Below are 25,129 nucleotides of genomic sequence, written 5' to 3'. Positions count from 1 at the left end.
AGTCCTGTTGCCGGCTATGGTGTCGTCTGCCTTCGCCGGGCAGCCGGAAAAACAAACCTGAGTGGCTGAGAGGACACCTCACTATGAGAATTCAGGGAATGATTCTTGCCATGCTGGCTCTGGCCGGCTGTGCGTCAGTAGCGCCTGAAGCACAGCGGGCGCAGGTCACGGGAGAGGCGCTCTACCGGGAACGGATCGCGGCGCCGCCCGGTGCTAGGCTCGAGGTCGTGCTGGAGGATATCAGTCGCGCGGACGCGCCGGCCGTGCGTCTCGGCGAGCTGGTGAGGGAGGATGCGGGGCAGCCACCCTATGCCTTCAGCATCGACTACAACCCCGCAGACATTGACCCGAGGCACAGCTATCGTGTGGCCGTGAGGCTCTATGACGGAGAGCGGCTGCTGTTCGTCACGGATCAGGTCTATCCGGTGCTTACCCGCGATGCACCCTCCTCGGTCAGGCTGATGATGAAACGCGCTCGATCGGCGCCGGAGCAACCCTTTGGCGCGCTGCCCGCGACCTACGCGGGGACCTTGCCCTGCGCGGATTGTCCGGGCATCGACATGCAGCTGAACCTCCTGGAAAACGGCGTATTCTTTCTGCGCCAAAGCTACCAGGACCGCGACGGCGGTCCCTTCGATGACCTGGGGCGCTACCTGTTGTCCTCCCACGGCGATCAACTCTCCCTGCATGGCGGGCGCGAAGCGCCGCTGCGCTTCGCGCTGACCGCGCCGGACACGCTGACGCTGCTCGACCGCGACGGTGACGCCATCGACTCCGAGCTGAATTACAGCCTGACGCGACAGCCGACTCCGCAGCCGTTGGAACCCAGCGGTCTGCTGGGGGGCAAGTACCGCTACCTGGCCGATGCCGGCCGTTTCCGCGAGTGTCGCACGGGCCTCGACCTGGCGGTGGCGACGGAAGGCGACAATGCCGCCCTCGAACAGGCCTACCTTGAAACCCGCAAGACACCGGGCGACGCGCTGCGGGTCAGCCTCGAGGGCCGGATCACAAAGCGGATGCCCATGGAGGGCCCCGATCCTGTCTGGACGCTGGTGCCCGAGCGCTTCATCGGCATCTGGCCCGAGCTGGACTGCCCGGAACCGATCCGTCTCGCGGACCTCAGAAACAGCTACTGGCGCCTGACCCTCCTTGAAGACCAGGGGGTCAGCCGGGCGGAAAACCAGCGTGAACCGCACCTGGTGTTTCGCGAGGACGGGCGGCTGACCGGTTCCGACGGCTGCAACCGGCTGAGCGGGCGCTACGACGTGGACGGCAGGCGCATGACCCTCGGTACCATCGCGGCAACGCGGATGGCCTGTCCGACAGGAATGGAACAGGCCGTACGGCTGCATGGCGTGCTGGAGCAGGTGGCGCACTACCGGATCATGGGCAGGCATCTCGAATTACTGGACCAGGACGGCAAGCTGCGCCTTCGCTTCGAAGCGGTTGCGCTCCAGTGAGCAGTGCAGCGCATGAAAAGGCGGGGCAGCTGGCATTAACCACAACGCTGAGCGGGGTTCGGCCATGAAGATCACAACAGGAAATATCACAGGGCTGCTGGCCGGCAACAGCGTCTTTTCCGGGGCGCTGGCTCTGGTTGCAGCCTTTGGTGGCTGGGGCCTCCTTGACCCGGAGGGCATGAGCGAAAGCACCCTGGGCTTCACGCGCTTCATGCTCACGGAGCTGGGCTGGTTCTGGCTTCTTATCAGCACCGGCTTCCTGATCCTCGCCACCTTTCTGGCCCTGGGACCCTACGGCCGGGTCAAGCTCGGGCGCGATGACGAGGAGCCGGAATTCTCCACCGTTTCCTGGATCGCCATGCTCTTTGCCGGCGGCATGGGCGCCGGCCTGATCTTCTGGGGTGTCGCCGAGCCGCTGTACCACTTCCGGGACCCGCCGGGCATCCCCGGGGAGACGGCAGAGGCGGCACGGGCCGCCTTCCTGCTGACCAATCTGCATTGGGGTTTGCATGCCTGGTCGATTTACGGCGTCTGTGCCATGGTCATTGCCTACTTCACTTTCCGCAGAGACAAGAAACCTCTGATCTCGACGCCGATCGAGGCGCTCTTTCCCGGCCGCGGCGGACGCCGCTTCGGGCAGGTAGCGGATGTGCTCGGGGTTTTTGCCGTGGTCTTCGGCCTGGCCGGCTCCCTGACCATGGGCGCACTGCAGATCCGGGCGGGGCTCGGCGAACTGCTCGGCACACCGCTCAGCTTTGGCATGTCGCTCGCTATCGTCGCCGTGATGTACGCGACCTACATGACCTCAACCGCCGTCGGCGTCGACCGGGGTATCAAGCTGCTCTCCAATATCAACATGGTCGTCGCGGTGCTCATGGTCCTGTACATCGCCGCCCTCGGGCCCACGGCCTTTATTTTTGAAACGCTGGTCGACTCCCTCGGCAGCTATCTCACCAACCTGCCCCGTCTCGCCTTCCAGCTGCTGCCTTTTGAGGGGCTGCAGGAATGGACCGCAAGCTGGACGCTCACCTATATGATCTGGTGGCTGGCCTGGGGGCCCTTTGTCGGCATCTTCATCGCACGCATCAGCCGCGGCCGGACCATCCGCGAGTTCTGCGCCGGCGTGATCATCGTGCCCACGCTCTTTTCCCTGTTCTGGTTCGCGGTGCTCGGCGGGGCGGGGGTCTTCATCGAGCTTTTCGGTGGCGGTGGCATCGCCGAGCTGGTGTCTCAGGATGTAAGCCGGGCCTTCTTCGTCTTTCTCGACTTCTTCCCGCTGGGGCAGCTGCTGGGTTTCGTGGCCCTGTTTCTTATCTTTATCTTTCTGGTCACCTCGGCAGACTCGGGCAGTTTTGTGCTGTCGATGATGACCAGCAAGGGCAGCCTGAATCCGCCGCTGGGCTACAAGCTGGTGTGGGGCTCGCTGGTTGCCGTGCTCACCGTGGCGACCCTCTTTAGCGGCTCTGTTGAAGTCGCCAAGGCCATGGCCGTCACCGGTGCAATTCCCTTTTCCGTGGTGCTGCTGGTGCAGGTCGTCGGTTTTCTCCGGGCCATTCGGGCGGAGCAGCGCCCGGGGGACCGGCAGGCACAGCCTTTGTCCCCCGCCCCCGCAACACTGGAGGCTTCTCACCATGGTTAAGCTTCGCATTCTTGGACGGTCCCTCGGCCTCGGTCTCCTGCTTTCCAGCTGCGGTGGTGATCCGCTGCCGCTCAAGGTGGGCGGCAAGCAGTCACCGGAGGAGCAGGTCGTCGCCGAACTCGTCGCTGGACTGGCGGAGGCCAGCGGCATCCCGGTGCAGCGACGCATCGGCCTGGGGGGCAGCCGGCTATCGCTGGAAGCTTTGAAGCGAGGTGAGATCGATATTTATCCCGAACAGACGGGCACGGGCCTTGCCCTGCTCGGGCTGGCGGAGACGTCGAGCACCGACGAGGCGCCGCCCATGGCGCTGCTTCGGGAGCGCTACGCACCACTGGGCCTTGCGTGGAGCGCCCCCCTCGGCTTTGAGAGTCGTCCAGGCCTGGCCATGCTGCACGAACGGGCACGAGCGCTCGCTATAGACACCTACACGGACCTGGCGAACCCTGCGAACCGCGTTGCCATCGCTGTGGACCAGGCGTTCCGCGCACGCCCCGTGGATGGGCTGAACCCCCTCCGGCGACGCTACGGCATGGCCTTCGAGGAGGTTGTGGAAATCCCCACCCGCGACGGCAGCAAAAGCTACGACTACCTGCTCGATGGCAGGGTCGACGTTGCGCTGGTTCACTCAAGCGATGCCCAGGTCGATGTTTTCGATCTCAAGGTGCTTGAGGACGATCTCGGTTTTTTCCCCCGCTATGACGCGGCGCTGCTCTACCGGCAGGCCGCGCTGGAGCGCTTTCCCGCCCTCGGGCCCATGCTCGAGCGCCTCGACGGCGCCATCAGCAATGAAAGCATGCAGGCGCTCAGCCGCCGTGTTTCCGTGCGCGGCGAGGACCCGGGAGCCGTCGCGCGCAGTGAATTGATCCGCCTCGGGCTGATCGAGGGAGAAGACCGGCGCCGGGACCGCCAGGCCCTGAGCCTCGCCGTGTCCCTCTCTGCCAATGCCGACGGCGAAGCGGGCACGGTGCTGCGGCAGCTCCGCCGGTCCTTCCCGGCCAGTAACGTCAACCTGGTGCGCTCCGCCGATCCACTCGGGGCCGTGCTGGAGGGAAACGTGCGCCTTGCCCTGGTCAGCGCTCCGGCCTTTTTTGCGCCCGGCTCCGTCGATCCGGCGACCGGTCTTCCACCGCTGCGCGGCGGTCTCGAGGCCGTTGCGCTGATCGGCACGAGCTTCCTCCATGCCTTCAGCCTCGACGCCTCCATTACGCGTGTCACTGACGCTCGCTCAATCGCCACCGGCTCCGCCGGCTCCAGCGGCTTCCGTGCCGCGCAGACGCTGATCGATGGCCTGCAGCTTGATGCCGAACTCGTACCCGTAGAGGGTGACACGCCGGCCGCGCTGGCCGCTGCGCTCATCCGCAGTGGCGCTGACCTCGCCCTGCTCATGCAGCCCGTGGGGAACTCGACCGCACTCACGCTGCTGCAGCGCGGCCTGCCCCTGCTGCCGGTAGAAAACTGGGGGCAACGGAACAATCGGATTGTGTTTCCTTACCTGCAGCCGGCGCAGCTCTCTGCTGACCATTACGGGCGCTTTGTCGCCCGGGGCAACGGCATAAAGGGAGAGCTGCCCGGCCTGCCGAAGCCCATCAATACGCTTGCTACGCAGCTGGTGCTGGCCGGGCCGGCTACCGTGGGCGAAATGCGTCTGTCGACCCAGGGACCGGGCTCAAGCTTTGTACCCCGCGCGCTGCCGCTGACCGACCAGGCGGTGGAGCGCATCAACGCCGCAACGGGACAGGTAGAGGAAATCTATCCGGTGCTGCCGCAGGCACCGGCGCTGGCACCACGCCTGCCCCAACCGCCCGCGTCCCTCAACGCGTCGCCGGCGGCGTCACTGCTGGCCCTCAGCGCCGTACTGCTTCTCGGCTGGCTCGCCTTCCTGCTCCTGCGACCTTTACGGGAGCCGATGGCCTAGCCGCTCACGGAACCAGAACGCTCCCGCGGCCACCAGAAGAGGCGAGCGGGCTGCCGGCAGCGGGACCGCCAGGCACCGGGCGGCGCCCCTGGCCGGCGATCAGTCCGCATAGCGTTGCGCAATCTCGCGGAATTCCTCATGAATGCCGAGGAAGGTATCCACCAGTGCGGGGTCGAAATGCTGGTCGCGTCCCTCCTCAATGATGGCCAGGGACTCTTCATGCGTGAAGGCGCGCTTGTAGACCCGCTCGGAAATGAGGGCATCATACACATCGGCGAGCGCCATGAGCCGGGCCGAGAGAGGTATTGCTTCGCCCGCAAGTCCCTCGGGGTAGCCCGAGCCGTCCCACTTCTCCTGGTGGTAAAGGGCGATTTCCTTGGCGCAGGCGAGGAAGTCCACCTCCATGCCCAGCGCCTGCTCGGCTTTGCGGATCGCATCGTAGCCCAGGGTGGTGTGCGTTTTCATCACCTCGAACTCTTCCGCCGTCAGCCTGCCCGGTTTGAGCAGGATATGGTCCGGAATACCGACCTTGCCGATGTCATGCAGCGGTGCCGACTTGCACAGGCGGTCAATGTAGGCAGGGCTCAGGAACTCCGGAAAAAGCCCCTGCGCCAGCAGTTCCTCGGCAAGACGGCGGACATAGTTTTTGGTACGCAGAATATGGTTGCCGGTTTCGTTGTCTCGGGCCTCGGCCAGGGAGGCCATGGCGTGGACCACAACATCCTGCAGGGCTACCACCTCCCGGGTACGACGGGAAACTTCCTGTTCGAGGTAGGCGGCCTTGTCACTGAGGAAATCCTTGGAGGCTTTAAGCGCCAGGTGGGCGCTGACCCGGGCACGCAGGATCGGCGCATTAATGGGCTTCGTCACATAATCGACGGCCCCGAGAGCCAGCCCCTTTTCCTCGCGCAGACTGTCGGACAGCGCGGTCACAAAGATAACGGGGATTTCCGCGGTCGCCGGGTCGCGCTGCAGCGCTTCAAGCACACTGTAGCCGTCCATGCCCGGCATCTGGATGTCCAGGAGAATGAGCTGCGGCCTGCGGGGACCCGACGCCAGCGCCAGCGCCCGCTCGCCACTGCGGGCGACCATCAATCGGTATTTATCACGAAGACAGTCCGTCAGCAGTTCCAGGTTGGCAGGAACATCATCCACCAGCAGCAGGAGCGGCGCCTCGGCATGGGGTACAGCAGTCGTCATAGTCAGGCTCCCTCAGGGTTCAGTTCCGGTCATGCTCCGATGCCTCGAGGAATCCCTCGCGCAGGATAGCTGCCGCTTCAAGGTAGTCAAAATCAGCAATAGCCTGGGCGAGGCGATGGTGATCCCGGGGAAGGGCGAGACGAAGCCGGGGCGCGCGCTCCGCAAGCCAGTCCTTGATTGCCGGGTCGCCCTCATCAAGGAGAACAATCCCCTCGCGAACGTCAGCGACGGTCAGTCCGGGCTGTGCGCCGGCGAGCTCGTCGCGGCTGGCAAGCACTTCGCCAAGGGTTTGCAGCAGCACATCCAGATCAACGGGCTTGGTTGCAAACGCCACCATGCCGGCATCCAGCGCCCGGCTGCGCTGCTCCCGCGTGGCACTGGCGGTGAACGCTACGATCGGTGGCGCATCGGCCCCGAGCTTCTCGCGGATGGCCCGACTCGCCCCCAGGCCATCCAGCACCGGCATCTGCAAATCCATGAGCACGAGATCAATCGCCGCACCGCTGCTCAGGATGTCGACGGCCTGTTGGCCGTCTTCGGCCAGGAACACCGACATGCCCCCGGAGACCAGCAGCTCGTCAAGAAGCTCGCGGTTCAGGGGATCGTCGTCAACCACAAGAATACGCGCATCGGCGAGCGCCTCGCGGCGCCGCATCGCGTGGGCCGGATCATCGTCGCTGCCAGTGCTCTCCAGCCCCAGGGCCCGCCACAGGCTGATGCGCTGCACGGGCTTGTGCAGCCCCATGGCACAGCGCTCCGGCGGCAATGCCCGCTTCGGCCCCGATGCCCCGTGCAGGCAGTAAAAGCGGGTATCGGGGAGAGCGGCCTTCAACCGGGGCCCGAGCTCCGGGTCCGCAAGGAACACGTCCTCGTCAAGGAACAGGGCCGTCGGAGTCGCTGCGACAGCGAGTGCCTCCAGCCCTTGCGCCTCCGCGGTGTCATCGACGACGGTAACCACGGAGCCGAGAGCCTCCAGCTGCCCCTGCAACACCTGTCCCGTCAGAGGCTTGAGGCCCAGGAGCAGCACCCGCTGCTCGGACACCGAAGGCGGCGCAGCATCCCCGTCCTGCGTGCACGGGAACGTCACCTCAAACCAGAAACGCGCGCCCTGCCCGGGCTCGCTGTCGACCCCGATACGCCCCCCCATGAGCCGGACGAGCCGGGAGGCGATTGCAAGCCCCAGCCCGGTGCCCCCGTGGCTGCGCGATGTGGAGGCCTCCGCCTGCTGGAACGCCCCGAAAATCAGCTCCCGCTGGGCGGCGTCCAGGCCGATGCCGCTATCGCTGACCGCAAAGCGCAGGCGCACATCACCGGACGCCTGCAGGTCGCCATCAACCCGGAGACACACATGGCCCTCTTCCGTGAACTTCACGGCATTGCTGAGGAGATTGATGATGATCTGGCTCAAGCGGTGTTCATCACCCCGAGGCACCAGGCCCGCGGGCCAGCGCTCGTCCACTACCAGCTCCAGGTCCTTTTCCTCGGCGCGATCAGCAAACAGCAGTGCCGATTGCGCAACAAGGGCATCGAGGTCCAGTGGTCGATCCTCAAGTTCCAGCTTCCCCGCCTCGATCTTGCTGTAGTCGAGCACGTCATTGATGAGTGCCAGAAGGTGATCACCCGCGCGACGGATATTGCCAAGCCAACGCGCCTGCTGTTCATCGAGGTCAGAGTCGCTGAGCAGCTGCGCCGTGCCCAGGATGACATTCATCGGCGTACGGATTTCATGGGAGATATTTGCCAGGAAATCGGACTTGGCAGCATTGGCCTTCTCAGCCTTGTCCCGGGCAATGCCGAGCTCCCGGGTTTTTTCCAGCACGAGCTCGTCGAGGCGGTCCCGGTGCCGGGTCAGCTCTGCCTTCAACTGCTCTTCCCCGGTGATATCCTGGCCGGCGCCGCGATAGCCGGCAAAATTGCCGTACTGATCGAAGTAGGGAATGCCATCCAGCTCGTGCCAGCAGAGCCGGTCCCCGTTCCGGAAGCAGTAGCGGAGGTTGATGTCCTCGCGCCGATTCAGGCTGTCCCGGAAGCGATCCCAGCCACCCACCGGACTGAAGCCCTGCACATCCCACAGGCGCGCGCCAAGAAGCCGGGCGCCGGCAAGCTTTTCCGGGGGAAGGCTGTGCAGGGTGAAACGATAATCCCGGTCGGTCTCCCAGAACCAATCGGAAGAGGCATTTGCGATATCGGCAAGGCGCGCCCCCGCCTCGTAGCGCTCGAAGTCGGCCTCGCGCCAGCGCAGGAACACCAGCCGATGCAGCAGGAAACTGCCGAGAGAGCCGCCGAGCAAACCCGCCGAGACAACCAGCAACATCAACGGCAGCCGTGGCCGCAGCGAGGAAGACAGCGTGAGGCGCAGCGCAGCGCCCGCGATCGTTTCTTCCGAGGTGACATGCACCGACGGTTCGGCGGTCGCCGGCCCGATGCTGAACACCGGAATCCCGCTATCGTCGATCATGGACAGTGCCGTACCGTCATGCAGCAGCGAATCCACGATATCGGCGAGGAAGGGATCAATGGTCCCGCGCTGCGCAACCACCAGCGACGGACGCTTCTGCAGCAGGCGCAGCAGGAATTCCATTTCGTCATCGAGGACGGCCCGGGTCTCGACAAACTGTCGCAGGGAAAACACCGAAGGCGGGACGAGAAATATAAGCAGCAGGAGAGCGGTAAGAAACCACTCCAGACGCCGGCGCGCCACGGCACCTGTGCCCGGGGCGGGAGCGTTACTTGCTGTGTGGCTTGTTTCGATTACACTGCCTCGCTATTCAGGGCCAGGGGCGCGGAGCCAGTACCGATACCCGGCGCCATAGCCGGGAGAGTAATCCGCCGATGCCCTCAAAGCACGAACGACTGAAGCCGCAGAGCCGGCGCGGGCCGACCATCATCATGCCCGCCATCGCCATGGCGCTGATCCCGGGGCTGGTGTCCGACCTTCGCGCCCAGGTGCTGGAGGAGGTGGTCGTAACGGCTGAACGCCGGGGCAAGCCGCTGCGGGAGACCCCAATCTCACTCGTCAACTTTGGCGAGTCAAGCCTTGAGGCCCGCAATTACCGGGATTTAAGCGACCTTCGGGGCGGCATACCGAATATGCAACTCATCCCGCACCCAAACGCAGAAAGTACACTGCTTCTTTTTGTACGCGGCGTGGGGAATCCGGACGAGCAGCTTATTCAGGATCCATCCGTTGCAGTCTATCTCGACGGTATCTATCTGCCGCGCAACCAGGGACTGGCGAGCGAGGCCGCGGCTCTTGAACGCATTGAAGTCCTTCGCGGCCCGCAGGGCACCCTCTACGGCCGCAACGCTACCGGCGGCGCCGTCAACCTGGTCACGGTGGCGCCGGACCAGGACCATCTGACCCTGACCCAGACCCTGCGCAGTGGCAGCCGCGATCTTTTCAGAAGCAGAACCGACACCAATGTACCGCTCCCCGGGCAGGCCGCCCTGCGCGTCGGGTACGTCGAGTCCCGGGAAGATGGCGCCATCGACAACCCGGGTACCGGTGCGGCGCGCTACGGCGACCGCGACCGCAAGGCCTGGCGCGCGGACCTCGCCTGGGCGCCGGCCGACACGCTGTCGCTGCGCTACAGCACGGACCGCGGGGAGCTTGCCGATACGCCGGCCTTTCTGGGCAGCGTTCCGCGCAATACGCCGAAGGCTCCACGCCCTGCGGCCGGCAGCCCGGCGGTTAGCGACCTCCAGGCCAACAACGTCGTCAGCAAGGGCCACCACCTCACGATCGAGTGGCAGGCCGCAGAGGGGCTCGTGCTGCGGTCCCTGAGCGCGCACCGGGAGCTTGTTGACGACCAGTACCAGGACTGGCACACGGGCCTCGCCGGCCCCCTGCCGCTGCTGGTTACCCTTGCCCAGGGCTCGCAAGCCCAGTGGAGCCAGGAATTCCAGCTCCTGGGGGACAGCGCCAACGGCCGCTGGTCCTGGGTAGCCGGGGCGTACTGGTTCGAAGAGACCGCCGAGCGCGACGCCATCAACCGCATTCCGCCGGCGAACCAGGCGCGGCGGGTTTTCGGCCGCGACATCCGCAACGAAGCCCGCGCCGCCTTCGGGCAGGCAAGCTACCGCCCGGCCCTGGGGCAGGACCGGTTGACGATTACCGCCGGCGTGCGCTGGTCCGAGGATGAGCGTGAGGCCACGCTGGGGCGGGGCATCCAGAGCCCCCTGGACGGGCCGGTGAACCTGCGCCCCGCACCGGACGTCGGCAACCGGGATTTCTCCGATGTCAGCCCCGCCGTGACCGTGGAATACGATGTCACCGACAGCGTCCGCCTCTACGGCAAGATCGTCGAGGGCTACAAGAGCGGCGGCTTCAATGCCCGCGCAAGCAGCCCCGAGCGGTTTTCCGCGGGCTTTGATGACGAGAAGCTTCGCTCCTATGAGCTCGGCATCAAGGCCGAAACCGCAGAACGCCGACTGCGACTCGACGCAGCCCTGTTCCGGGGGGCCTATGAAGACATACAGCTCAACGTCCGCTCGGACCCGGAGAACGTCATTGCCTCCGATGTCCTCAACGCCGGCGAGGCGACCATCGACGGCCTGGAGCTGGAGCTGACGGCCGCAGTGACCAGCGCCCTTCGCCTGCAGTTGCGCTACGGCTGGCTGGATCCGGTCTTTGCTTCGGTCCGCGACGCAACCGGCGCCGATGTGAGCAGTGCCTATCGCTTTCTTTACAGCCCCGAGCACAGTGTAGCGCTGGATGTGCACTGGGAGCTCGGCCGTTTCCTCGGGGCAGCGCTTGTCCTCGATGCCAGCTACGGCTGGCAGGACGACAGTTTTGGCAGCGCGACGACCATCGCTGGCGAATACATCGTCCCCGACTATGGGCTGGCGAGTGGGCGCATCACCGGCGCCTGGACCACTCCGGCAGGCCGCCTCTCCCTGGGCCTGTGGGGACAGAACCTGCTCAACGAGGACTACTATACGGCCCACTTCAATGGCGGCACCGGGCGGGCCGTACCGACGGCGCTGTGGGGACCTCCGCGGGCTCTGGGCGTTATGCTGCGCTACGAGTTCAGCCGCTGAAGAAGGCCGCCACGCTCAATCCGGGGGGCCGGCGGGCACCAGTTCCGCGAGTACCGCCGCAACCTCACGAAGGTCGAGAGGCTTTTCCAGGGCCGCGTCAGCACCCAGCGTTCTGGCCATGGGCAGATAATCACTGAAGGACGAGATCATGACCACCGGCAGTTCAGGATAGGTCACCTTGAGCTCCATAAGGGTCTCGATGCCCTCTCGTTCTGCCATGACGATATCAAGGAGCACGGCCGCAATGCCATGCGAGGGATCGTGCTCCGCGATCAGCTCAGGCACGCCGACACCGGAAGCGGAAAGCAGCACGCGCCAACCCTGCTGTTCGAGGCCGCCGCGCAACAGCGCGCGAACACTATCATTGTCGTCGACCACAAGGATGGTATCGGCTGCTGTCACTGTGCTTGATCTCCGCTGGGGCCGTCTTGGTCGGCAAGAATGTCACGCAGGGTCGCGACCGCATTATCGCAAGCCCCGCGAAGCTCCGCGAGCAGCGCCTGCGCGGCGGCAGGCCCGGGCGCTTCATCGCGGAAACAGACTTCCGCCCTGGCCGCCGCCGCAAGCAGCGCCCGTGCACCGAGAAGCGAGGCCGAGCCCTTGAGCTCGTGGCTCAACTTTGCCGCCGCCGCGTTGTCTGCGGCCGCCACGGCCTCCGCCAGCTGCGCCAGCTGCGTCTCGTAACCGGCAAGGAACGGCTCTGCAGCTGCGCGATAAATGTCAACCTGGCCGGTCATGCGGGCAAGCGCGCCGGCAAGGTCGAAATCCTGAAAGGTTCCCGTCGCCAGGCCGCCGGGCGCCGGCGCCGGCCGGATTCCGACGCCGGTCGGTTCGAACGCCAGATGGCGGCGAAGCGCAGCCACCAGCCGGCGGAAGTCCAGCGGCTTGGCCAGGAAATCGTTCATCCCCACCGCCGCCGCGGCATCCCGGTCCTGCCGGGTGGCATTCGCCGTCATGGCAAGCACCGGCAGCTCCTCCCGGCTGTAGCGCTGACGGATCGCATGGGTGGCATCAACGCCGCCGAGCACAGGCATCTGCATGTCCATGAGCACCAGATCCGGCTCGGCACCGGCGCGCAGGGCATCAAGGGCCTCCTGACCATTATTCGCCAGCACAACCGTTGCCCCCTGTTGTTCGAGCAGCAGCCGGGTCATCTTCTGCAGCGACGGGTTGTCCTCCGTCAGCAGAATGCAGACGCCCGCCAGCGCATCATTGCGGGAGAGGTCTACATCCTCAACACCCGGCGCAGCCTCGGCCAGCATCTCTTCGACGCTCAGTTCGAGCAGCGGGAGCACAACGGTGAAGCAGGTACCCCGGCCGGGCTCGCTGGCAACGGTGAGGTCTCCCCCCATCAGCACAACCAGGCGCCGGGCGATGGACAGCCCCAGGCCCGTGCCCCCGTAGGTCCGCGTCGTACTGCCCTCTGCCTGCGTGAACTCCTCGAAAATCGCCTGCAGTTTTTCCTGTGGAATCCCGACGCCGGTGTCCTCAACCTCGAAGCGCAGAACGCTGAGGCCCGCGTCATTCTTACCCTCGCTGGAAGCACGCAGGGCGACCTGCCCCTCGGCGGTAAATTTGAACGCATTACTCAACAGGTTGAGCAACACCTGGGTGATACGGGTGGCATCGCCGCGCACCCACTCCGGTACCGATGGCGCCACCGCCGCCTCGAAACGGAGGCCCTTGGTGGTCGCCTGGTCCCTGAAGAGGGCCTCGAGCTCCTCCACCACTTCATACAGATTGACGGGAACGGCCTCGAATTCCATCCGGCCTGCGTCGATCTTGGAGAAATCGAGGATGTCATTCAGCAACATCGACAGTGCCTTGTTGGAGATCCAGGCCTGGCGGGCATACTCGCGCTGCTCGTCGCTCAGGCCTGCGTTTTCCAGCAACTGGAGCTGGCCCTGGAGGGCATGCACCGGCGTACGGATCTCGTGCGACATGTTAGCCAGGAACTCGCTCTTGGCACGAGCGGCCGCCTCAGCATCATCCCGGGCGACCCGCAGCTGCTCATTGGAGGCCTCAAGCGCCTCGGTCCGCTCGGCTACCTGCTCCTCCAGGCTCTCACTGAGGGCCTGGAAGCGGATCAGCAGTGATTCGGTTTCCTTGTTCTTGTCGCGGAACACCGCCGCGGCGCGACTGAGCTCGCTGATCTGATCGCCGGACCCGTAGGCGGGGATCGGCGTATCACCGGCACCGGCCGCGAGCTGCTGGAAGGTGGCTGTCATACGCCGGATGGGGATAGCGATGCTCTCGCCGATAACCCAGGCCAAGACCAGGATAAGCAGCAGCAGAAGAGCGCCGAAGCCGCCGAGCGTCGCCAGGGCAGTGGGGATAACACGGCCGATGGCCTGCTCGTTATCCGCCATATTGGCATTGGCCGACCCGGCGAGCGCACGGGCCTGGTAGAGCATTTCATAGGCCTCTGCCGCCATGACCACATTGACAAGGAAGGTATAGCCGCGGCTCTGCTGCACCGCGGCGAGGAAACGCCGCTCGTAATCGGCGAGCTCCGTCAAAGCAGCGGCGACCTCCGCACTTTCGGGGCGCAGCGCAGCAAGCTCGCGCCGGGCACGATCGATCGCCGCCAGCGTCTCTTCGACCCTCGTACTCTCAAGCGTATCGAAATAGCGATAGGCGCTCGCCTCCGCTTCCAGCGCGGCGTTGGCGAGGCGCAGGCCAAGCTCCGGGTCGCTGTCGCTGCCGGCAAGGGCGCGCACCGAGGCAAGCAGCGAGGCGCTGGCTTTCGGCAGGCCACTCTCCAGCACAGTAGCCTGCAGATCGCGCAGTTCCTGCACTTGCAGGAACGTCTCGTAGTAGGTTTCAAGGTGCGACGCCGCCGCCGCCAGCCGTCCCTCTCCCTGCTGCCCGGCGCCCTGCCGCTCCAGCGATGCGCGGAGCTGTTCATGGAGGGCCTGCACCCGTTCGGCCGCGGACGCATGACCCTGGAAAATGTACGCCTGCACGGCCCGCTGCATATCGGCAATACCGCCGGAGATCAGCAGTCCATCGCGATAGCGCTCGCTGGCGGCGGAAAAATTACCGAACTCTCCGCCGATACGCAGCATGGACAGGGAAGCAACCACAAGAAGGGCCAGCGCAAGCGCACCAACGATGCCGTAGCCGGTGTAGATCCGGGTGCCCAGACGGGTGGCGTTGGCAAGGCGATTGATCATCGGCGGCCCTAGGCGAGCAGAAACTCGCCCCACTTGCGCAGGGTGTATTCATAGACCGGCATGACCGTATTCCATACCGCGATGTTGGAGAAGCGGCGGTGGTAACTGCCGCCGGTGCGCTGCTCACCGGCCTCCACGGAGACCTCACCGTCCGTGCCAAGCAGGGGTTCAGACGCCGGCTTGCCATCGTACCAGTAGTCCCACTCCGCGGCGCTCATGAACGTCCGGGCGCGTTGCGGGTTGGAAATGTAGTAGCCCTGGCGTGCAATGAACGCACCGGGCCAGCCCGAGAGCCACCAGTTCATATACGCGTAAGCGGCCTCCTGCCGTTCGCCCTCGCAGGCGCTGGACAGGCACATGACGCCGTGCCAGGCGCGGTAGCCCTCCCGCGGGGCCGCATAGATGCAGGGCACGCCCATGCCCTTCAGCGTGCTGACGCCGGGCGAGAACATGCTCTGCACATCGACCTGACCCGTGGCCATCAGCTCGACGGAGTGCGGTACGGATGTCCAGACGCCGCGGAACTGGCCCTGGCGTTTGAAGCTGTCGAGAATCCGGAACAGCTCGTCGACCTCCACCCGCGTCATGTCGCCGATATCCGCAAAGTCCATGAGCCCTCGCCCGCGGGCGGCAAGAGCGAGATCGAAAAGGCCGATCGTAGGTGCATTGACGACCGCCACGCGCCCGCGGTAGCGCTCGTCGAGGAGCCACCCCCAGCTCTCCGTCTCGTAGGGGATGCCCGGCTCGATGACGGCCGAGTTATAGCCCAGGGAATCGGTGTTGTGTACGTAGGGCAGGAAGCTGATCTGCCCGGTATCAGTGCCGCCGAGGGTGCCGTCGCGCTGAATGAACAGAAGCTTGTACGGCGCATCACCCGCACCAAGGCGCGCCTCCGGGACCACCCGGCCTGTCTTGGCGAGGTCGTTGATCTCGTCCCAGTAGCGGAGCTTGCGGGTCTCTATCGGCTGGATCGTGCCGGCCTGCCAGAGGACCCGGATACTGTTGGACCACTGCTCGTAGAGGTCGAAGGCATGGGGATCAAGGGACGCCTTGAGCAGCACTTCGGCACTGCCACCGGGGTAGAACTCGATGCGGATGCCAAGCTCACGCTCGGCCCGCTGCCGGAGCTCCTCCTGCAGCGTGACATGGGTGCCCATCACGCGGATGGTCGGCGGCGCGTTGACGGCGCGCACAATGGCCGGGAAGCCGATGGCTCCTGCCGTAAGCGCACCGCCCGCACTCTTTAGGAAACTCCGTCGCTGCATGGCTGCCATCGGACCAGGTGATCGTTCCTATTCTGACACAGCATGACCGCCAGGTCGCGACGCATTCCGGGAGACGCGCCACAGAGGGCACTTCCCTGCGGGAGGCGCGCCCTCACGCCGATACCGTCAGCTGCTACTGCCGAACCCGTCGCGGCGCCGCCCCCACCAAGGGCAGCGCTCCCCGGGGGCGATCATCCGGCGAAACCCTCGCCACCGGCGCCTTCCCCGAAGCGCATGAGGCGACTGTCCGCCACCGCCAGCGTACGGTGGTGGACGATCGCCTGGTAGTCCGGGTTGGTGATCATCGCCATGAAGGCTGCGGCATCGGGATAACGCGCGACGAAGGCGATATCCCACGCCTTGTCATCAGGGCCGATAACCATGCATTCCCACCTCCCCCGCCAGACGATCTCGCCGCCCAGGCCGCGAAAAATGGGCCCGCTGTGCTCGCCGTAGCGCCTATAGGCCTCGGCGCCGCTGACCACTTCCCCGTGCGGGTACTCCACCGCTTCCTTCAGGCGGATGAGGTTGAGCATGAGAATGGGCGTATCCCGCGGCAGGGCCTTGAACACGTCGAACTGCTCACGGGTGGGATCGATGTGGACCATGGCGCAACTCCTGTTATTTGACGGTGGATCGTCACCCAGGGCGGTGCTAACGTCAACGACTCCCCGCCCGCTCACGGAGCCCCCATGCGCCTGCCCTTTATCGCACTCCTTGCCTGTATCCTGTCTTCCCTCGCCCTGGCGCAGCACGACCCGTCCGGCCCCGCTACCCGGGCGGTGCAGGCATCCCTGGACCGGATCGCGCTCATAGACGCGCGCTATAGCGCCGTGATCGCCACGAACGGGGCCAGAGCCCTGGCGGCGGCGGGGGCCCAGGACGCCCTCCCGGCCCCGGCGCGGGCCGCCCTCCCGCTGGCCGGCCGGCCCGTGCTGCTGAAAGACAACATCGAGAGCCGGGAGTTGCCCACGACCGCAGGCTCCCTGGCCCTTGTGGACAATCACACGGATCGGGATGCGCCCCTGGTCGCGGGGCTGCGCGAGGCTGGCGCGATCATCATCGGCAAGACCAACCTGAGCGAGTGGGCCAACTTCCGCTCCCTGCACTCGATCTCCGGCTGGTCTGCCGTCGGCGGCCAGACCCGCAATGCCGTGGCCCCGGACCGCTCCCCCTGCGGCTCCTCCTCAGGCTCCGCGGTCGCTGTGGCTCTCGGTTACGTCGCCATCGCCATCGGCACGGAGACCTCCGGCTCCATCATCTGTCCGGCGGCGGTCAACGGTGTGGTGGGGGTCAAGCCCACCCACGGACTGATTGCCGGCGCCGGCATCGTGCCGCTGGCGAGCAGCCAGGACACCGCCGGCCCCATCGCCGTCGATGTCACGGCGGCGGCGCTGGCCCTCCGGGCCATGGCGGACCGCGACAACCCCCGGGCCGGCGCCGTTGTCGACGGCCTCGGCGCGGTAGCCAGCCTCGCCGACCCCGGTGGCCTGCGTATCGGCGTCCTCGCCAACAGCACCGGCTACGACCGTCGGCGCGACCGGCAGCTGACCCGGGTGCTGGCGACCCTCGAGGCCGGTGGCGCGACGATCATCGAGGGCCTTCGTGTCGACCCCTACGACGGCTATGGCGACGACGTCGAGACGCTCCTGCGCTACGAGTTCCGGCGCGACCTGAACGCCTATCTCGCGGGGCTGCCGAACACCCTGGCCGGGCTCGATCTCGAGGCACTCATCGCCTTCAACGAGGCCCATAGCGCGAAAGAGCTGCGCTACTTCGGCCAGGAAATCTTCCTCGAGGCCCGGGACCTTGAGCTGAGCGAAGCGGACTACGAGGCACTTCGCGCCCGGGTGCGCCGCGCCGCGCGGGACGACGGCCTGGACCGGCTGTTCACCGAGCACCATCTCGATGCCCTTGCGGGGGTCAGCTCGAGCCTCGCCTGGCTCATCGACGAGGTAAACGGCGACGCCTTCTACGGCCCGGGCATGGCCAGCCTGCCGGCTACCGCCGGCAATCCCCATGTCACCCTGCCCCTGGGGACCATCGCCGGTCTGCCCCTGGGCATCTCCCTGGTTGGCGAGCGCTACGGCGATCACGAGCTGCTCCGGCTCGCTCACTGGCTGGAGCGGACACACCGCATCAGCACCGGGAACTGACCTGGATCAAGGGAAGCGCCTGCACCGCTGACCCCCGGCGCCTGGCTTCGTTACACTGTCTCCTCGGTCCGGGAGAGAGCTTGTGATGCGGCAGGAGCGCGCAGACATTGTGATCATCGGCGGTGGCGGCGCCGGCCTGCGGGCTGCCATCGCCGCCGCTGAGGCGGACCCGTCCCTGGACATCGCCCTCGTGTCCAAGGTTTACCCCATGCGCAGCCATACGGTGGCCGCTGAGGGCGGCTGCGCTGGCGTAGTGCAGGACCACGACTCCCTTGCCCACCATTTCGACGACACAGTGTCCGGCGGCGACTGGCTCTGCGACCAGGACGTGGTGGATTACTTCGTGCGCCACGCCACGGAGGAAAACCTGCGCCTTGAGCACTGGGGCTGTCCCTGGAGCCGCAGACCCGACGGCCGGGTAAACGTCCGCGCCTTCGGCGGCATGAAGATAGAGCGCACCTGGTTCGCCGCCGACAAGACCGGCTTTCACATCCTGCACACGCTGTTCCAGACCTCGCTCAAGTTCCCGTCCATCCGACGCTACGACGAGCTGTTCTGCACCGACCTGCTGGTCGCCGACGGGCAGTGCGGCGGCGTGCAGGGCATTCATATGGCCACCGGCGAAACCGTGGCGCTCCTCGCGCCGGCGGTAATCATCGCCACCGGCGGTGCAGCCCGGGTCTACCGCTACAACACCAATGGCGGCATTGTTACCGGCGACGGCATGGCCATGGCGTACCGTCAGGGGGTACCCCTGCGCGATATGGAATTCGTTCAATACCACCCCACGGGGCTGCCGGGCTCCGGCATTCTTATTACCGAGGCCGCTCGCGGCGAGGGCGGCGTGCTGACCAACAGCGAGGGCTACCGTTACCTGCAGGACTACGGTCTCGGCCCGGAGACACCCCTCGGCGCACCGCAGAACAAGACCATGGAACTCGGCCCGCGGGACAAGGTGAGCCAGGCGTTCTGGCACGAGTCCCAGGCCGGCCGCACTCTCAGCTCGCCACGCGGCGAGGCCGTCAATCTCGACCTGCGCCACCTCGGGGAGGCGCGCATCAATGAGCGCCTGCCCTTCATCCGCGAGCTTGCCCGCACCTATATCGACGTCGACCCGGTGCACGAGGCCATCCCGGTGCGACCCACGGCGCACTACACCATGGGCGGAATCCAGACCGACGGCCGCACGGCTACCGTCATGCCCGGCCTCTTCGCCGTCGGCGAGTGCGCCAGCGTCGGCCTGCACGGGGCCAACCGGCTGGGCTCGAACTCCCTTGCGGAGCTCAGTGTCTTCGGGCGCGTGGCCGGCGAAGAAGCCGCCGCGCTCGCCCGCAGCGGCAGCACGCCGCCGGAGGCTGCGCTGCTCGGCGAGGCCCGCGACAACGCGGCACGCTGGGAGGCGCTCCGCGGCGCCCGCGGCACGGAAAGGCTCGCGGACCTGCGCAACGCCATGGCCGAGGCCATGGAAGAGGGCGTCGGTATCCAGCGCATGCCCGGCGCCATGGAAAAAACCGCGGCGACCCTGCGGGAGCTTCGCGAGCGCTACGGCCACCTGCGCCTCGAGGATGACAGCCTGGCCTTCAACACCGAGTGGCTCTCGGCCATCGAGCTCGGCTTTCTTCTCGATGTGGCCCAGGCGATGACCGCCGCGGCCCTCGCGCGCCGCGAGTCCCGAGGCAGCCACCAGCGCCCGGAGGATTACCCGACCCGGGACGATGCCGGCTACCTGAAGCACAGCCTGGCGCATTACCGCCGTGCCGACGCACCGGAAGTGGCCTGGCAGGACGTGAACATCACCCGCTCCAGGCCCGGCGAGCGGCTCTACGGGGGCGCCGCGCGCGCGAAAGCCGACGCCGACGCGAAGGAGGAGGCGGAGCCATGAGCGACAGCATCGCGATCTACGTGGCCCGTTACCGCCCCGGCCAGGATGAGGCGCCGACGGAGCAGCGCTACGACGTACCCCTGAGCACCGACCTCTCCGTGCTGGAGGCGCTCAACTACATCAAGGACGAGCTTGACCCGACCCTGGCCTATCGCTGGTCCTGCCGCATGGCCATCTGCGGCAGCTGCGGTGTCATGATCGACGGCGAACCGCGGCTTGGCTGCAAGACCTTTCTGCGCGAATTTGCGGACCGGGGCGAGTTGCACCTGCGCGCGCTGGACAACTTCCCGGTGGAGCGCGACCTCATCGCCGACGTCGAGCGCTTCATGGACCACCTCGAGACCGTGAAACCCTGGACGGTGCATAACAGCGAGCGCCCCGTGAGCGAGGGCGAGTACCGGCAGACACCCGCGGAGCTTGAGCGCTACCAGCAGTTCAGTCAGTGCATCAACTGCGGGCTGTGCTACGCCGCCTGCCCGCAGTTCGGCCGCGACGACAGCTTCCTCGGCCCGGCAGCGCTGACCCTGGCGCTGCGCTACAACCTGGATTCCCGGGACGATGGCAGTGCCGGGCGCATGGCCGCGCTGAATGCCGACGAGGGCGTCTGGCGCTGTACCTTTGTCGGCTACTGCTCCGAAGTCTGTCCGAAGGACGTGGATCCGGCCCAGGCCGTTAACCGGGGCAAGGTCGCCTCCACCATAAACTACGGACTCAACCTGCTCCGGCTGGCGCGAGGCGAGCATGACACGTAAACCCTACCGGGCGCCCCAGCGCTGGAGCTGGTGGCTGAAGAACCCGGCCTACCGTCGCTATCTGCTGCGGGAAGCCACGGCGCTGCCGCTGTTTATCTATGCCCTGGTACTGGTCACCGGCCTGTACCGCTACACGCAGGGACAGCTCGCCTTCACCCGCTGGCTGGAGGCACTGCAGGCTCCGGGCTGGCTGGTCTTTCACGCCGTGGCCGTCGCAGCCTGCGTGCTGCACGCGGCGACCTGGATCGAGCTCGTACCGAAACTGCTGGTGGTCCCCGGTATCAGTGGCCGCAGCATCAAGCGCGGGCACCAGGTGGCGGCGCTCATCGGCTCGGCGCTGGTGCTCGGTGCTGCGCTGGTCAGCTGGCCCCTGGCGGGAGGTGCCTCTTGAAGCGGTCCAATGAACCCGTCGCCTGGGGTCTCTTCGGCGCCGGCGGCATGTTGCTGGCTCTCGTCGGGCCGGGTCTGGTTGTTGCTACGGGCTTCCTGCTGCCCTTTGCCGAACCGGCCGCCGCTTTTCACGCCGTGGATGCCCTGATCGCCCACCCGCTGGGCAAGCTGCTGCTGCTCGCCGCTATCGCCCTGCCCCTCTACCACACGGTGCACCGGCTCCACCACGGCCTGCAGGAACTGCATGCACCCCTGCCCCACGGCCTGGTAGCCCTGCTCTGCTACGGCAGCGCCACGGTACTGACCATTGCCAGCGCGAGCTGGCTGCTGGTGCGCTAGCCCGCCGACAGCGGCGCGCCGGACTGCCAGGCGCGCTCGTGCAGGTAAAAAGCAACCGTATTGACCATCGGCTCAAGCACCGCGAGGGTGCCGCCCAGCCAGGGACTGCCGGTGACCAGCCAGCCCACCGCGAAGGCGACGCTGAAGTGCACCAGGGCGAAGCTGAGCGTTTTCTTCCCAGCCATGATCGCATTACCTCCTGTGTCCGTTATGGCCACTTTAGGTGTCAGCTGGAGTCGGGTGAAAACGATAAAAATGATAATCGTTATCGATAAAATCAGCCGGGGCGCTGAGCGCCTGCGGCCAGAGCTGAGCCAGAGCTGAGCCAGAGCTGAGCCAGAACTGAAGCAGCCCGGAGACCCTTGTCGCGCGAGGGGAGTAATGCAGGCTCAGCGGGTATGTTTCACAGTTTGCGACGCTAAATGCGTTGTTTTGTGATGCGCTCGACCCTTTGCGGCAGCCGTGCTGGCGCCCGCGAGGCCTGCTTCCTAGCATCGGCTATCGAAGCCTGATCACGGAAGCTATCATGACAGTCCCCCTACTGGCGCCGTGGGCTTTCCCGGCAGAGACAGCGTTTCGTATGGACAAACACGCCCTGGAACTCGCGCTCGATGTGGAGCAGGTTGCGCTCTGGCAGTCGACGGGCGACAGCAACACCGTGCAGATCAACGACCGCCTGGCACAGCTGTTCCGTCTTGCTGCGGGAACCGGCGAGGTGCAGTACCAGGAGCTGCTGGCCCGCGTCCATCCAGAGGACCGGGAGCGCGTCGCTGCCACCGTTGCGAATTACATCAGCCGGGACCTCCGCGACCGCCTAGAGTTTCAATTCCGGCTGCGCTTCGACGATGGCGAGCTGCGGCGCATCCTCTGCCGGGGTACGCGCGGGGAACCCGGCAGCGAACCGGCCATCGTCCTCGTCGGCACCGCCCGCGACGTCACCTGGGCCGACAGCGGCAAGGCGGAAACCCTCTACCGGCCTGAGCTGCAGCGACTGATCGTCGGCCTCTCCATGACCATGATCAATGCGCCCCTGGCTGAGCTGGACCGGGTCATGACCGATGCCCTCGGCGAGGTGAGCCGCTTTGTCGGCGCGGACCGGGGCTACCGCTTTGACTACGACTGGGAGCGGTCAGAGACCAGCAACAGCCACGAGTGGTGCGCCGAGGGCATCGAGCCGCAGCTGGAACAGTTGCAGCACGTACCCGTCTCTGCCATCGAGCTGTGGATCAGCAGCCACCAGCGGGGGCTGCCTTTCCTGATCACGTCGGTGCATGCGCTGCCCGTGGGCCACCCGCTCCGGGAAATCCTCGAACCCCAGGACATCAAGTCGCTGATCACACTGCCGATGATGCAGGGCGAGGACTGCATCGGCTTTATAGGCTTTGACGCGGTACGCAGCGAGCGCACCTGGACAGAGGTGGAAACATCGCTGCTGACTCTGCTCGCCCAGCTGTTCGTGAACGCAGAAGACCGGCGCCGGCGCGAGGCTGCACTGCGCGAGGCGCTGTCGGAGCTCGAGCAGTCCCGGGACTCGGCGCTGACGCTCGCCCAGTTCGCACAGAGCGCGAACAGTGCGAAGTCGCGCTTCGTGGCCAACATGAGCCACGAAATCCGCACCCCCCTGCACGTGATTCTCGGCCTGGGCGAGACCCTTGCGGACAGCGCTCTCGACGCAGAGCAGCTGCGCTGGGTTGCCGCCCTCAAGGAAGCGGGCAAGTCCCTGGGCGTGTTGATCGATGACATCCTCGACTACTCGAGGCTGGAAGCCGACAAGGTCTCCATCGCCAGCGAGCCCTTCGACCCACAGGAAGTGGGCGAAAACCTCATGCAGGGATTACGGCCCCTGGCTGAGAGCCGGGGGCTCAGCCTTCGCTACGAGGCTTCGCCCGCGCTGCCGCCACAGGTCACCGGCGATGCCCGGCGCCTGCGCCAGATCCTGCTGAACCTGCTCGGCAACGCCATCAAGTTCACGGACCAGGGCAGCATAACGCTGCGCATGGCCAGCAGCCCCGGCAACATCAATCTTGAGGTCAGCGACACCGGCATCGGCATCAGCGCCGAGCACCGGGAGTCCATCTTCCAGCCCTTCTATCAGGCCCACCGGGACGTGGAGCGACGGGGGACCGGCCTCGGTCTGACCATCGTGCGCAGCCTCGTGGAACTGATGGGCGGGAGCCTTGGCCTCGACAGTACACCCGGCGAAGGCACACAAGTGCGCATAACGCTGCCCTTTGCGGCCACGGAGGTCGCGCGGGAATCGACCACCGAGGCGGCTCCCGAAGCCCCCGGGACCGTCGACGAGACGGCACTCTCCGGTGCCCGGGTACTGCTGGTCGAGGACAGCCCGACGAACCGGATGATCGTGGAGACACAGCTGCGAAATTCCGGCTGCAGCGTCACCCCGGCCAGCGACGGTCAGGCGGCCGTCGAGGCCTGCGAGCGGGCCGCCTTCGACCTGATCCTCATGGATTGCCGCATGCCGGGCATGGACGGCTTCGAGGCAACCCGGGCAATCCGGGGAGGCGCCAGTGCCAACGCCGGCACGCCGATCATCGCCCTGACTGCGAACAACATGCCGGGAGACCGCGATCGCTGCCTGGCCGCCGGTATGGACAACTTCCTGCCCAAGCCCTTCACCCGCTCGGCGCTCATCAGCGCCATGGCCGAGGCCCTGACGCACTAGCCATGCAGCGGATCAGACGATTTCGACGAGCTCGATCTCGAAGGTAAGTTCCTCGCCGGCCAGCGGGTGGTTGGCGTCCACGGTAATTTCCGCCTCGCCCACGTCGGTGACGGTGAGGTTCATGACCTGGCCGTCGGCGCTCTTGCCCTGGAGCTGCATGCCCACGGCCGGCGCAATGTCGTCCGGCAGCGCCGTCTTCGGTACGTCCTGCACGAGCTGGTCGTGCCGGGGCCCGTAGGCATCCTCGGGCGAAATCGTCACGGACTTGCTCTCCCCCACGGCCATGCCTTCGACCGCCTTGTCAAAGCCCGCTATGACCATGCCACCACCGAGAGCGAACTCGAGAGGGTCGCTGCCCTCGGAGGTGTCGAACTGGGTGCCGTCGTTGAGCGTACCGCTGTAGTGAATGCGAACGGTATCGCCCGCCTGTGCCTGCTTCATGCTGTGCCTCCTCCGGGCTCTGCTGTGGACCCGGTGTCATAACCAGGCAGGCGAACACCCTACCAGACGGCCGGGGGCGGGTGAAACCGCGGCCGGGTGCCGTGCTACCATCGAGGGCCAGTGAAAATGCCCGCCCGGGGCTGTAAGCCAGGGCTTCAAAACCAGCGAAGCGAGAAAGAAAAAGGAGCCTCACCATGGCCATGGAGCAGCGCAGTGGTCCGGTGCTGGAGACGGTCGTACAGCTTGCCCTGCTCGGCCTCCTGGTGTTTGCCTGCGTACACATTATTTCTCCCTTTGCCAGTCTGCTGCTCTGGGCCCTGATTCTGGCAGTCACCCTGAACCCCCTGAACTGCCGCCTGGCTGCCGTGCTCGGCGGCAGCCGCGGGCGGGCCGCCACCGTGCTGGTGCTGCTCATCCTGGCGATCATCGGTACACCCACGGTACTACTGACCAGCTCCCTCGCCGGCGACGTGGTGGGCCTTTTCCGGGCCTTCGAGGCGGGCACGCTGACCGTCCCCCCGCCCAACGACAGCGTGGCCGACTGGCCGGTGCTGGGCCCCGAGCTATACGCCGCCTGGAGCGAGGCTGCGGCGGACTTCACTCAGTTTATCGCCGAGCACCGACAGCAGCTGCGCAGCATCACCCGCTGGGCCATGGGGGCGGCCGGCAGCTCCATGGCGACGTTGCTGTTCTTTACCGGTGCGTTCATCATCGCCGGGGTCATGATGGCCTATGCGGAGAGCGGCACGGGCGCGCTGGGGCGCCTGGTCCGCCGCGCCGCCGGCGAGGCG

Annotated in this window: 19 protein-coding genes; 11 read left to right on the top strand and 8 right to left on the bottom strand. The window is 66.2% G+C overall.

Going from position 1 to position 25,129, the window contains the following annotated elements; all coding sequences use genetic code 11:
• Positions 1–83 precede the first annotated feature (83 nt).
• The 3 genes from HRUBRA_RS10745 to HRUBRA_RS10735 all read left to right on the top strand — a co-directional run bounded on the left by HRUBRA_RS10745 (position 84) and on the right by HRUBRA_RS10735 (position 5,014).
• Positions 84–1,460: a YbaY family lipoprotein gene (locus HRUBRA_RS10745; RefSeq protein WP_084592599.1), complete on the top strand. Its 1,377-nt coding sequence runs from the start codon at positions 84–86 to the stop codon at positions 1,458–1,460.
• 64 nt (positions 1,461–1,524) lie between these two features.
• Positions 1,525–3,099, top strand: coding sequence for a BCCT family transporter (locus HRUBRA_RS10740; RefSeq protein ID WP_084592598.1), 1,575 nt, complete (start codon positions 1,525–1,527; stop codon positions 3,097–3,099).
• A complete protein-coding gene (locus HRUBRA_RS10735; protein WP_035517019.1) occupies positions 3,092–5,014 on the top strand; it encodes a glycine betaine ABC transporter substrate-binding protein in 1,923 nt (640 codons plus the stop codon). The genes HRUBRA_RS10740 and HRUBRA_RS10735 overlap by 8 nt, the downstream gene beginning before the upstream one ends.
• Before the next feature lie 99 nt (positions 5,015–5,113).
• On the opposite strand, the gene HRUBRA_RS10730 is transcribed toward HRUBRA_RS10735, so the two are convergent.
• Together HRUBRA_RS10730 and HRUBRA_RS14740 are read right to left on the bottom strand one after the other, a co-directional pair.
• Positions 5,114–6,214, bottom strand: a complete 1,101-nt coding sequence (locus HRUBRA_RS10730) for an HD-GYP domain-containing protein (RefSeq protein WP_035517017.1) — start codon at positions 6,212–6,214, stop codon at positions 5,114–5,116.
• A gap of 19 nt (positions 6,215–6,233) precedes the next feature.
• The gene (locus HRUBRA_RS14740) at positions 6,234–8,915 is read right to left on the bottom strand and encodes a hybrid sensor histidine kinase/response regulator (RefSeq protein ID WP_052094707.1); all 2,682 of its coding nucleotides are present in this window, start codon (positions 8,913–8,915) and stop codon (positions 6,234–6,236) included.
• Between the two features lie 131 nt (positions 8,916–9,046).
• On the opposite strand from HRUBRA_RS14740, the gene HRUBRA_RS10720 reads away from it, so the two are divergent.
• On the top strand, positions 9,047–11,254 hold the full coding sequence (locus HRUBRA_RS10720) for a TonB-dependent receptor (RefSeq protein ID WP_052094705.1): 2,208 nt from the start codon (positions 9,047–9,049) through the stop codon (positions 11,252–11,254).
• 15 nt (positions 11,255–11,269) lie between these two features.
• Here the strand turns inward: HRUBRA_RS10720 and HRUBRA_RS10715 are convergent, their stop codons facing one another.
• From HRUBRA_RS10715 to HRUBRA_RS10700, 4 genes are all read right to left on the bottom strand, one after another.
• Positions 11,270–11,656 carry a response regulator gene (locus HRUBRA_RS10715; protein WP_052094703.1) on the bottom strand — a complete coding sequence of 129 codons (387 nt, stop codon included), beginning with the start codon at positions 11,654–11,656 and terminating at the stop codon, positions 11,270–11,272.
• Entirely contained in the window at positions 11,653–14,430 is a 2,778-nt protein-coding gene (locus HRUBRA_RS14735) for an ATP-binding protein (RefSeq protein WP_052094701.1), read from the bottom strand. The genes HRUBRA_RS10715 and HRUBRA_RS14735 overlap by 4 nt, the downstream gene beginning before the upstream one ends.
• Positions 14,431–14,438: 8 nt before the next feature.
• Positions 14,439–15,695 (bottom strand): ABC transporter substrate-binding protein, encoded by a 1,257-nt coding sequence (locus HRUBRA_RS10705; RefSeq protein ID WP_236629848.1) that lies wholly within the window; start codon positions 15,693–15,695, stop codon positions 14,439–14,441.
• 191 nt (positions 15,696–15,886) lie between these two features.
• On the bottom strand, positions 15,887–16,303 hold the full coding sequence (locus HRUBRA_RS10700; RefSeq protein WP_035517014.1) for a DUF1330 domain-containing protein: 417 nt from the start codon (positions 16,301–16,303) through the stop codon (positions 15,887–15,889).
• Between the two features lie 84 nt (positions 16,304–16,387).
• Here HRUBRA_RS10700 and HRUBRA_RS10695 point away from each other — a divergent pair, with 84 nt between their 5' ends.
• The 5 genes from HRUBRA_RS10695 to frdD all read left to right on the top strand — a co-directional run bounded on the left by HRUBRA_RS10695 (position 16,388) and on the right by frdD (position 21,214).
• A complete protein-coding gene (locus tag HRUBRA_RS10695; protein WP_035517012.1) occupies positions 16,388–17,851 on the top strand; it encodes an amidase family protein in 1,464 nt (487 codons plus the stop codon).
• Between the two features lie 85 nt (positions 17,852–17,936).
• The gene (gene frdA, locus HRUBRA_RS10690) at positions 17,937–19,733 is read left to right on the top strand and encodes a fumarate reductase (quinol) flavoprotein subunit (protein WP_035517010.1); all 1,797 of its coding nucleotides are present in this window, start codon (positions 17,937–17,939) and stop codon (positions 19,731–19,733) included.
• Complete coding sequence (locus HRUBRA_RS10685; RefSeq protein ID WP_035517009.1) at positions 19,730–20,485, top strand: succinate dehydrogenase/fumarate reductase iron-sulfur subunit; 756 nt, start codon at positions 19,730–19,732, stop codon at positions 20,483–20,485. The genes frdA and HRUBRA_RS10685 overlap by 4 nt, the downstream gene beginning before the upstream one ends.
• Entirely contained in the window at positions 20,475–20,876 is a 402-nt protein-coding gene (locus HRUBRA_RS10680) for a succinate dehydrogenase/fumarate reductase transmembrane subunit (RefSeq protein ID WP_035517008.1), read from the top strand. Before HRUBRA_RS10685 ends, HRUBRA_RS10680 begins: the two co-directional genes overlap by 11 nt.
• Positions 20,873–21,214, top strand: a complete 342-nt coding sequence (gene frdD, locus HRUBRA_RS10675) for a fumarate reductase subunit FrdD (protein ID WP_035517006.1) — start codon at positions 20,873–20,875, stop codon at positions 21,212–21,214. The genes HRUBRA_RS10680 and frdD overlap by 4 nt, the downstream gene beginning before the upstream one ends.
• Here frdD and HRUBRA_RS10670 read toward each other — a convergent pair.
• Positions 21,211–21,399 (bottom strand): DUF2061 domain-containing protein, encoded by a 189-nt coding sequence (locus HRUBRA_RS10670; protein ID WP_035517004.1) that lies wholly within the window; start codon positions 21,397–21,399, stop codon positions 21,211–21,213. The genes frdD and HRUBRA_RS10670 overlap by 4 nt on opposite strands.
• 341 nt (positions 21,400–21,740) lie before the next feature.
• Between HRUBRA_RS10670 and HRUBRA_RS14730 the strand changes: the two genes are divergently transcribed.
• A complete protein-coding gene (locus HRUBRA_RS14730; protein ID WP_144244457.1) occupies positions 21,741–23,897 on the top strand; it encodes a hybrid sensor histidine kinase/response regulator in 2,157 nt (718 codons plus the stop codon).
• Between the two features lie 12 nt (positions 23,898–23,909).
• Here the strand turns inward: HRUBRA_RS14730 and HRUBRA_RS10660 are convergent, their stop codons facing one another.
• Entirely contained in the window at positions 23,910–24,338 is a 429-nt protein-coding gene (locus HRUBRA_RS10660) for an FKBP-type peptidyl-prolyl cis-trans isomerase (protein ID WP_035517003.1), read from the bottom strand.
• 194 nt (positions 24,339–24,532) lie between these two features.
• Here HRUBRA_RS10660 and HRUBRA_RS10655 point away from each other — a divergent pair.
• Positions 24,533–25,129 (top strand): AI-2E family transporter (locus HRUBRA_RS10655; RefSeq protein ID WP_144244456.1); only part of this gene is annotated, 597 nt, incomplete at its 3' end.

This window comes from Pseudohaliea rubra DSM 19751 (assembly GCF_000764025.1).
GTDB classification, from domain to species: domain Bacteria; phylum Pseudomonadota; class Gammaproteobacteria; order Pseudomonadales; family Halieaceae; genus Pseudohaliea; species Pseudohaliea rubra.
This window is presented reverse-complemented; position numbering and strand designations above follow the sequence as displayed.

Coding starts and splice junctions, on each gene's coding strand:
- HRUBRA_RS14730 (WP_144244457.1), top strand. CDS start 21,741: ATGACAGTCCCCCTACTGGCGCCGTGGGCTTTCCCGGCAGAGACAGCG.
- HRUBRA_RS10680 (WP_035517008.1), top strand. CDS start 20,475: ATGACACGTAAACCCTACCGGGCGCCCCAGCGCTGGAGCTGGTGGCTG.
- HRUBRA_RS10695 (WP_035517012.1), top strand. CDS start 16,388: ATGCGCCTGCCCTTTATCGCACTCCTTGCCTGTATCCTGTCTTCCCTC.
- HRUBRA_RS10740 (WP_084592598.1), top strand. CDS start 1,525: ATGAAGATCACAACAGGAAATATCACAGGGCTGCTGGCCGGCAACAGC.
- HRUBRA_RS10720 (WP_052094705.1), top strand. CDS start 9,047: ATGCCCTCAAAGCACGAACGACTGAAGCCGCAGAGCCGGCGCGGGCCG.
- HRUBRA_RS10700 (WP_035517014.1), bottom strand. CDS start 16,303: ATGGTCCACATCGATCCCACCCGTGAGCAGTTCGACGTGTTCAAGGCC.
- HRUBRA_RS10705 (WP_236629848.1), bottom strand. CDS start 15,695: ATGCAGCGACGGAGTTTCCTAAAGAGTGCGGGCGGTGCGCTTACGGCA.
- HRUBRA_RS14735 (WP_052094701.1), bottom strand. CDS start 14,430: ATGATCAATCGCCTTGCCAACGCCACCCGTCTGGGCACCCGGATCTAC.
- HRUBRA_RS10730 (WP_035517017.1), bottom strand. CDS start 6,214: ATGACGACTGCTGTACCCCATGCCGAGGCGCCGCTCCTGCTGCTGGTG.
- HRUBRA_RS10685 (WP_035517009.1), top strand. CDS start 19,730: ATGAGCGACAGCATCGCGATCTACGTGGCCCGTTACCGCCCCGGCCAG.
- HRUBRA_RS10735 (WP_035517019.1), top strand. CDS start 3,092: ATGGTTAAGCTTCGCATTCTTGGACGGTCCCTCGGCCTCGGTCTCCTG.
- HRUBRA_RS10745 (WP_084592599.1), top strand. CDS start 84: ATGAGAATTCAGGGAATGATTCTTGCCATGCTGGCTCTGGCCGGCTGT.
- HRUBRA_RS10670 (WP_035517004.1), bottom strand. CDS start 21,399: ATGGCTGGGAAGAAAACGCTCAGCTTCGCCCTGGTGCACTTCAGCGTC.
- frdA (WP_035517010.1), top strand. CDS start 17,937: ATGCGGCAGGAGCGCGCAGACATTGTGATCATCGGCGGTGGCGGCGCC.
- HRUBRA_RS10660 (WP_035517003.1), bottom strand. CDS start 24,338: ATGAAGCAGGCACAGGCGGGCGATACCGTTCGCATTCACTACAGCGGT.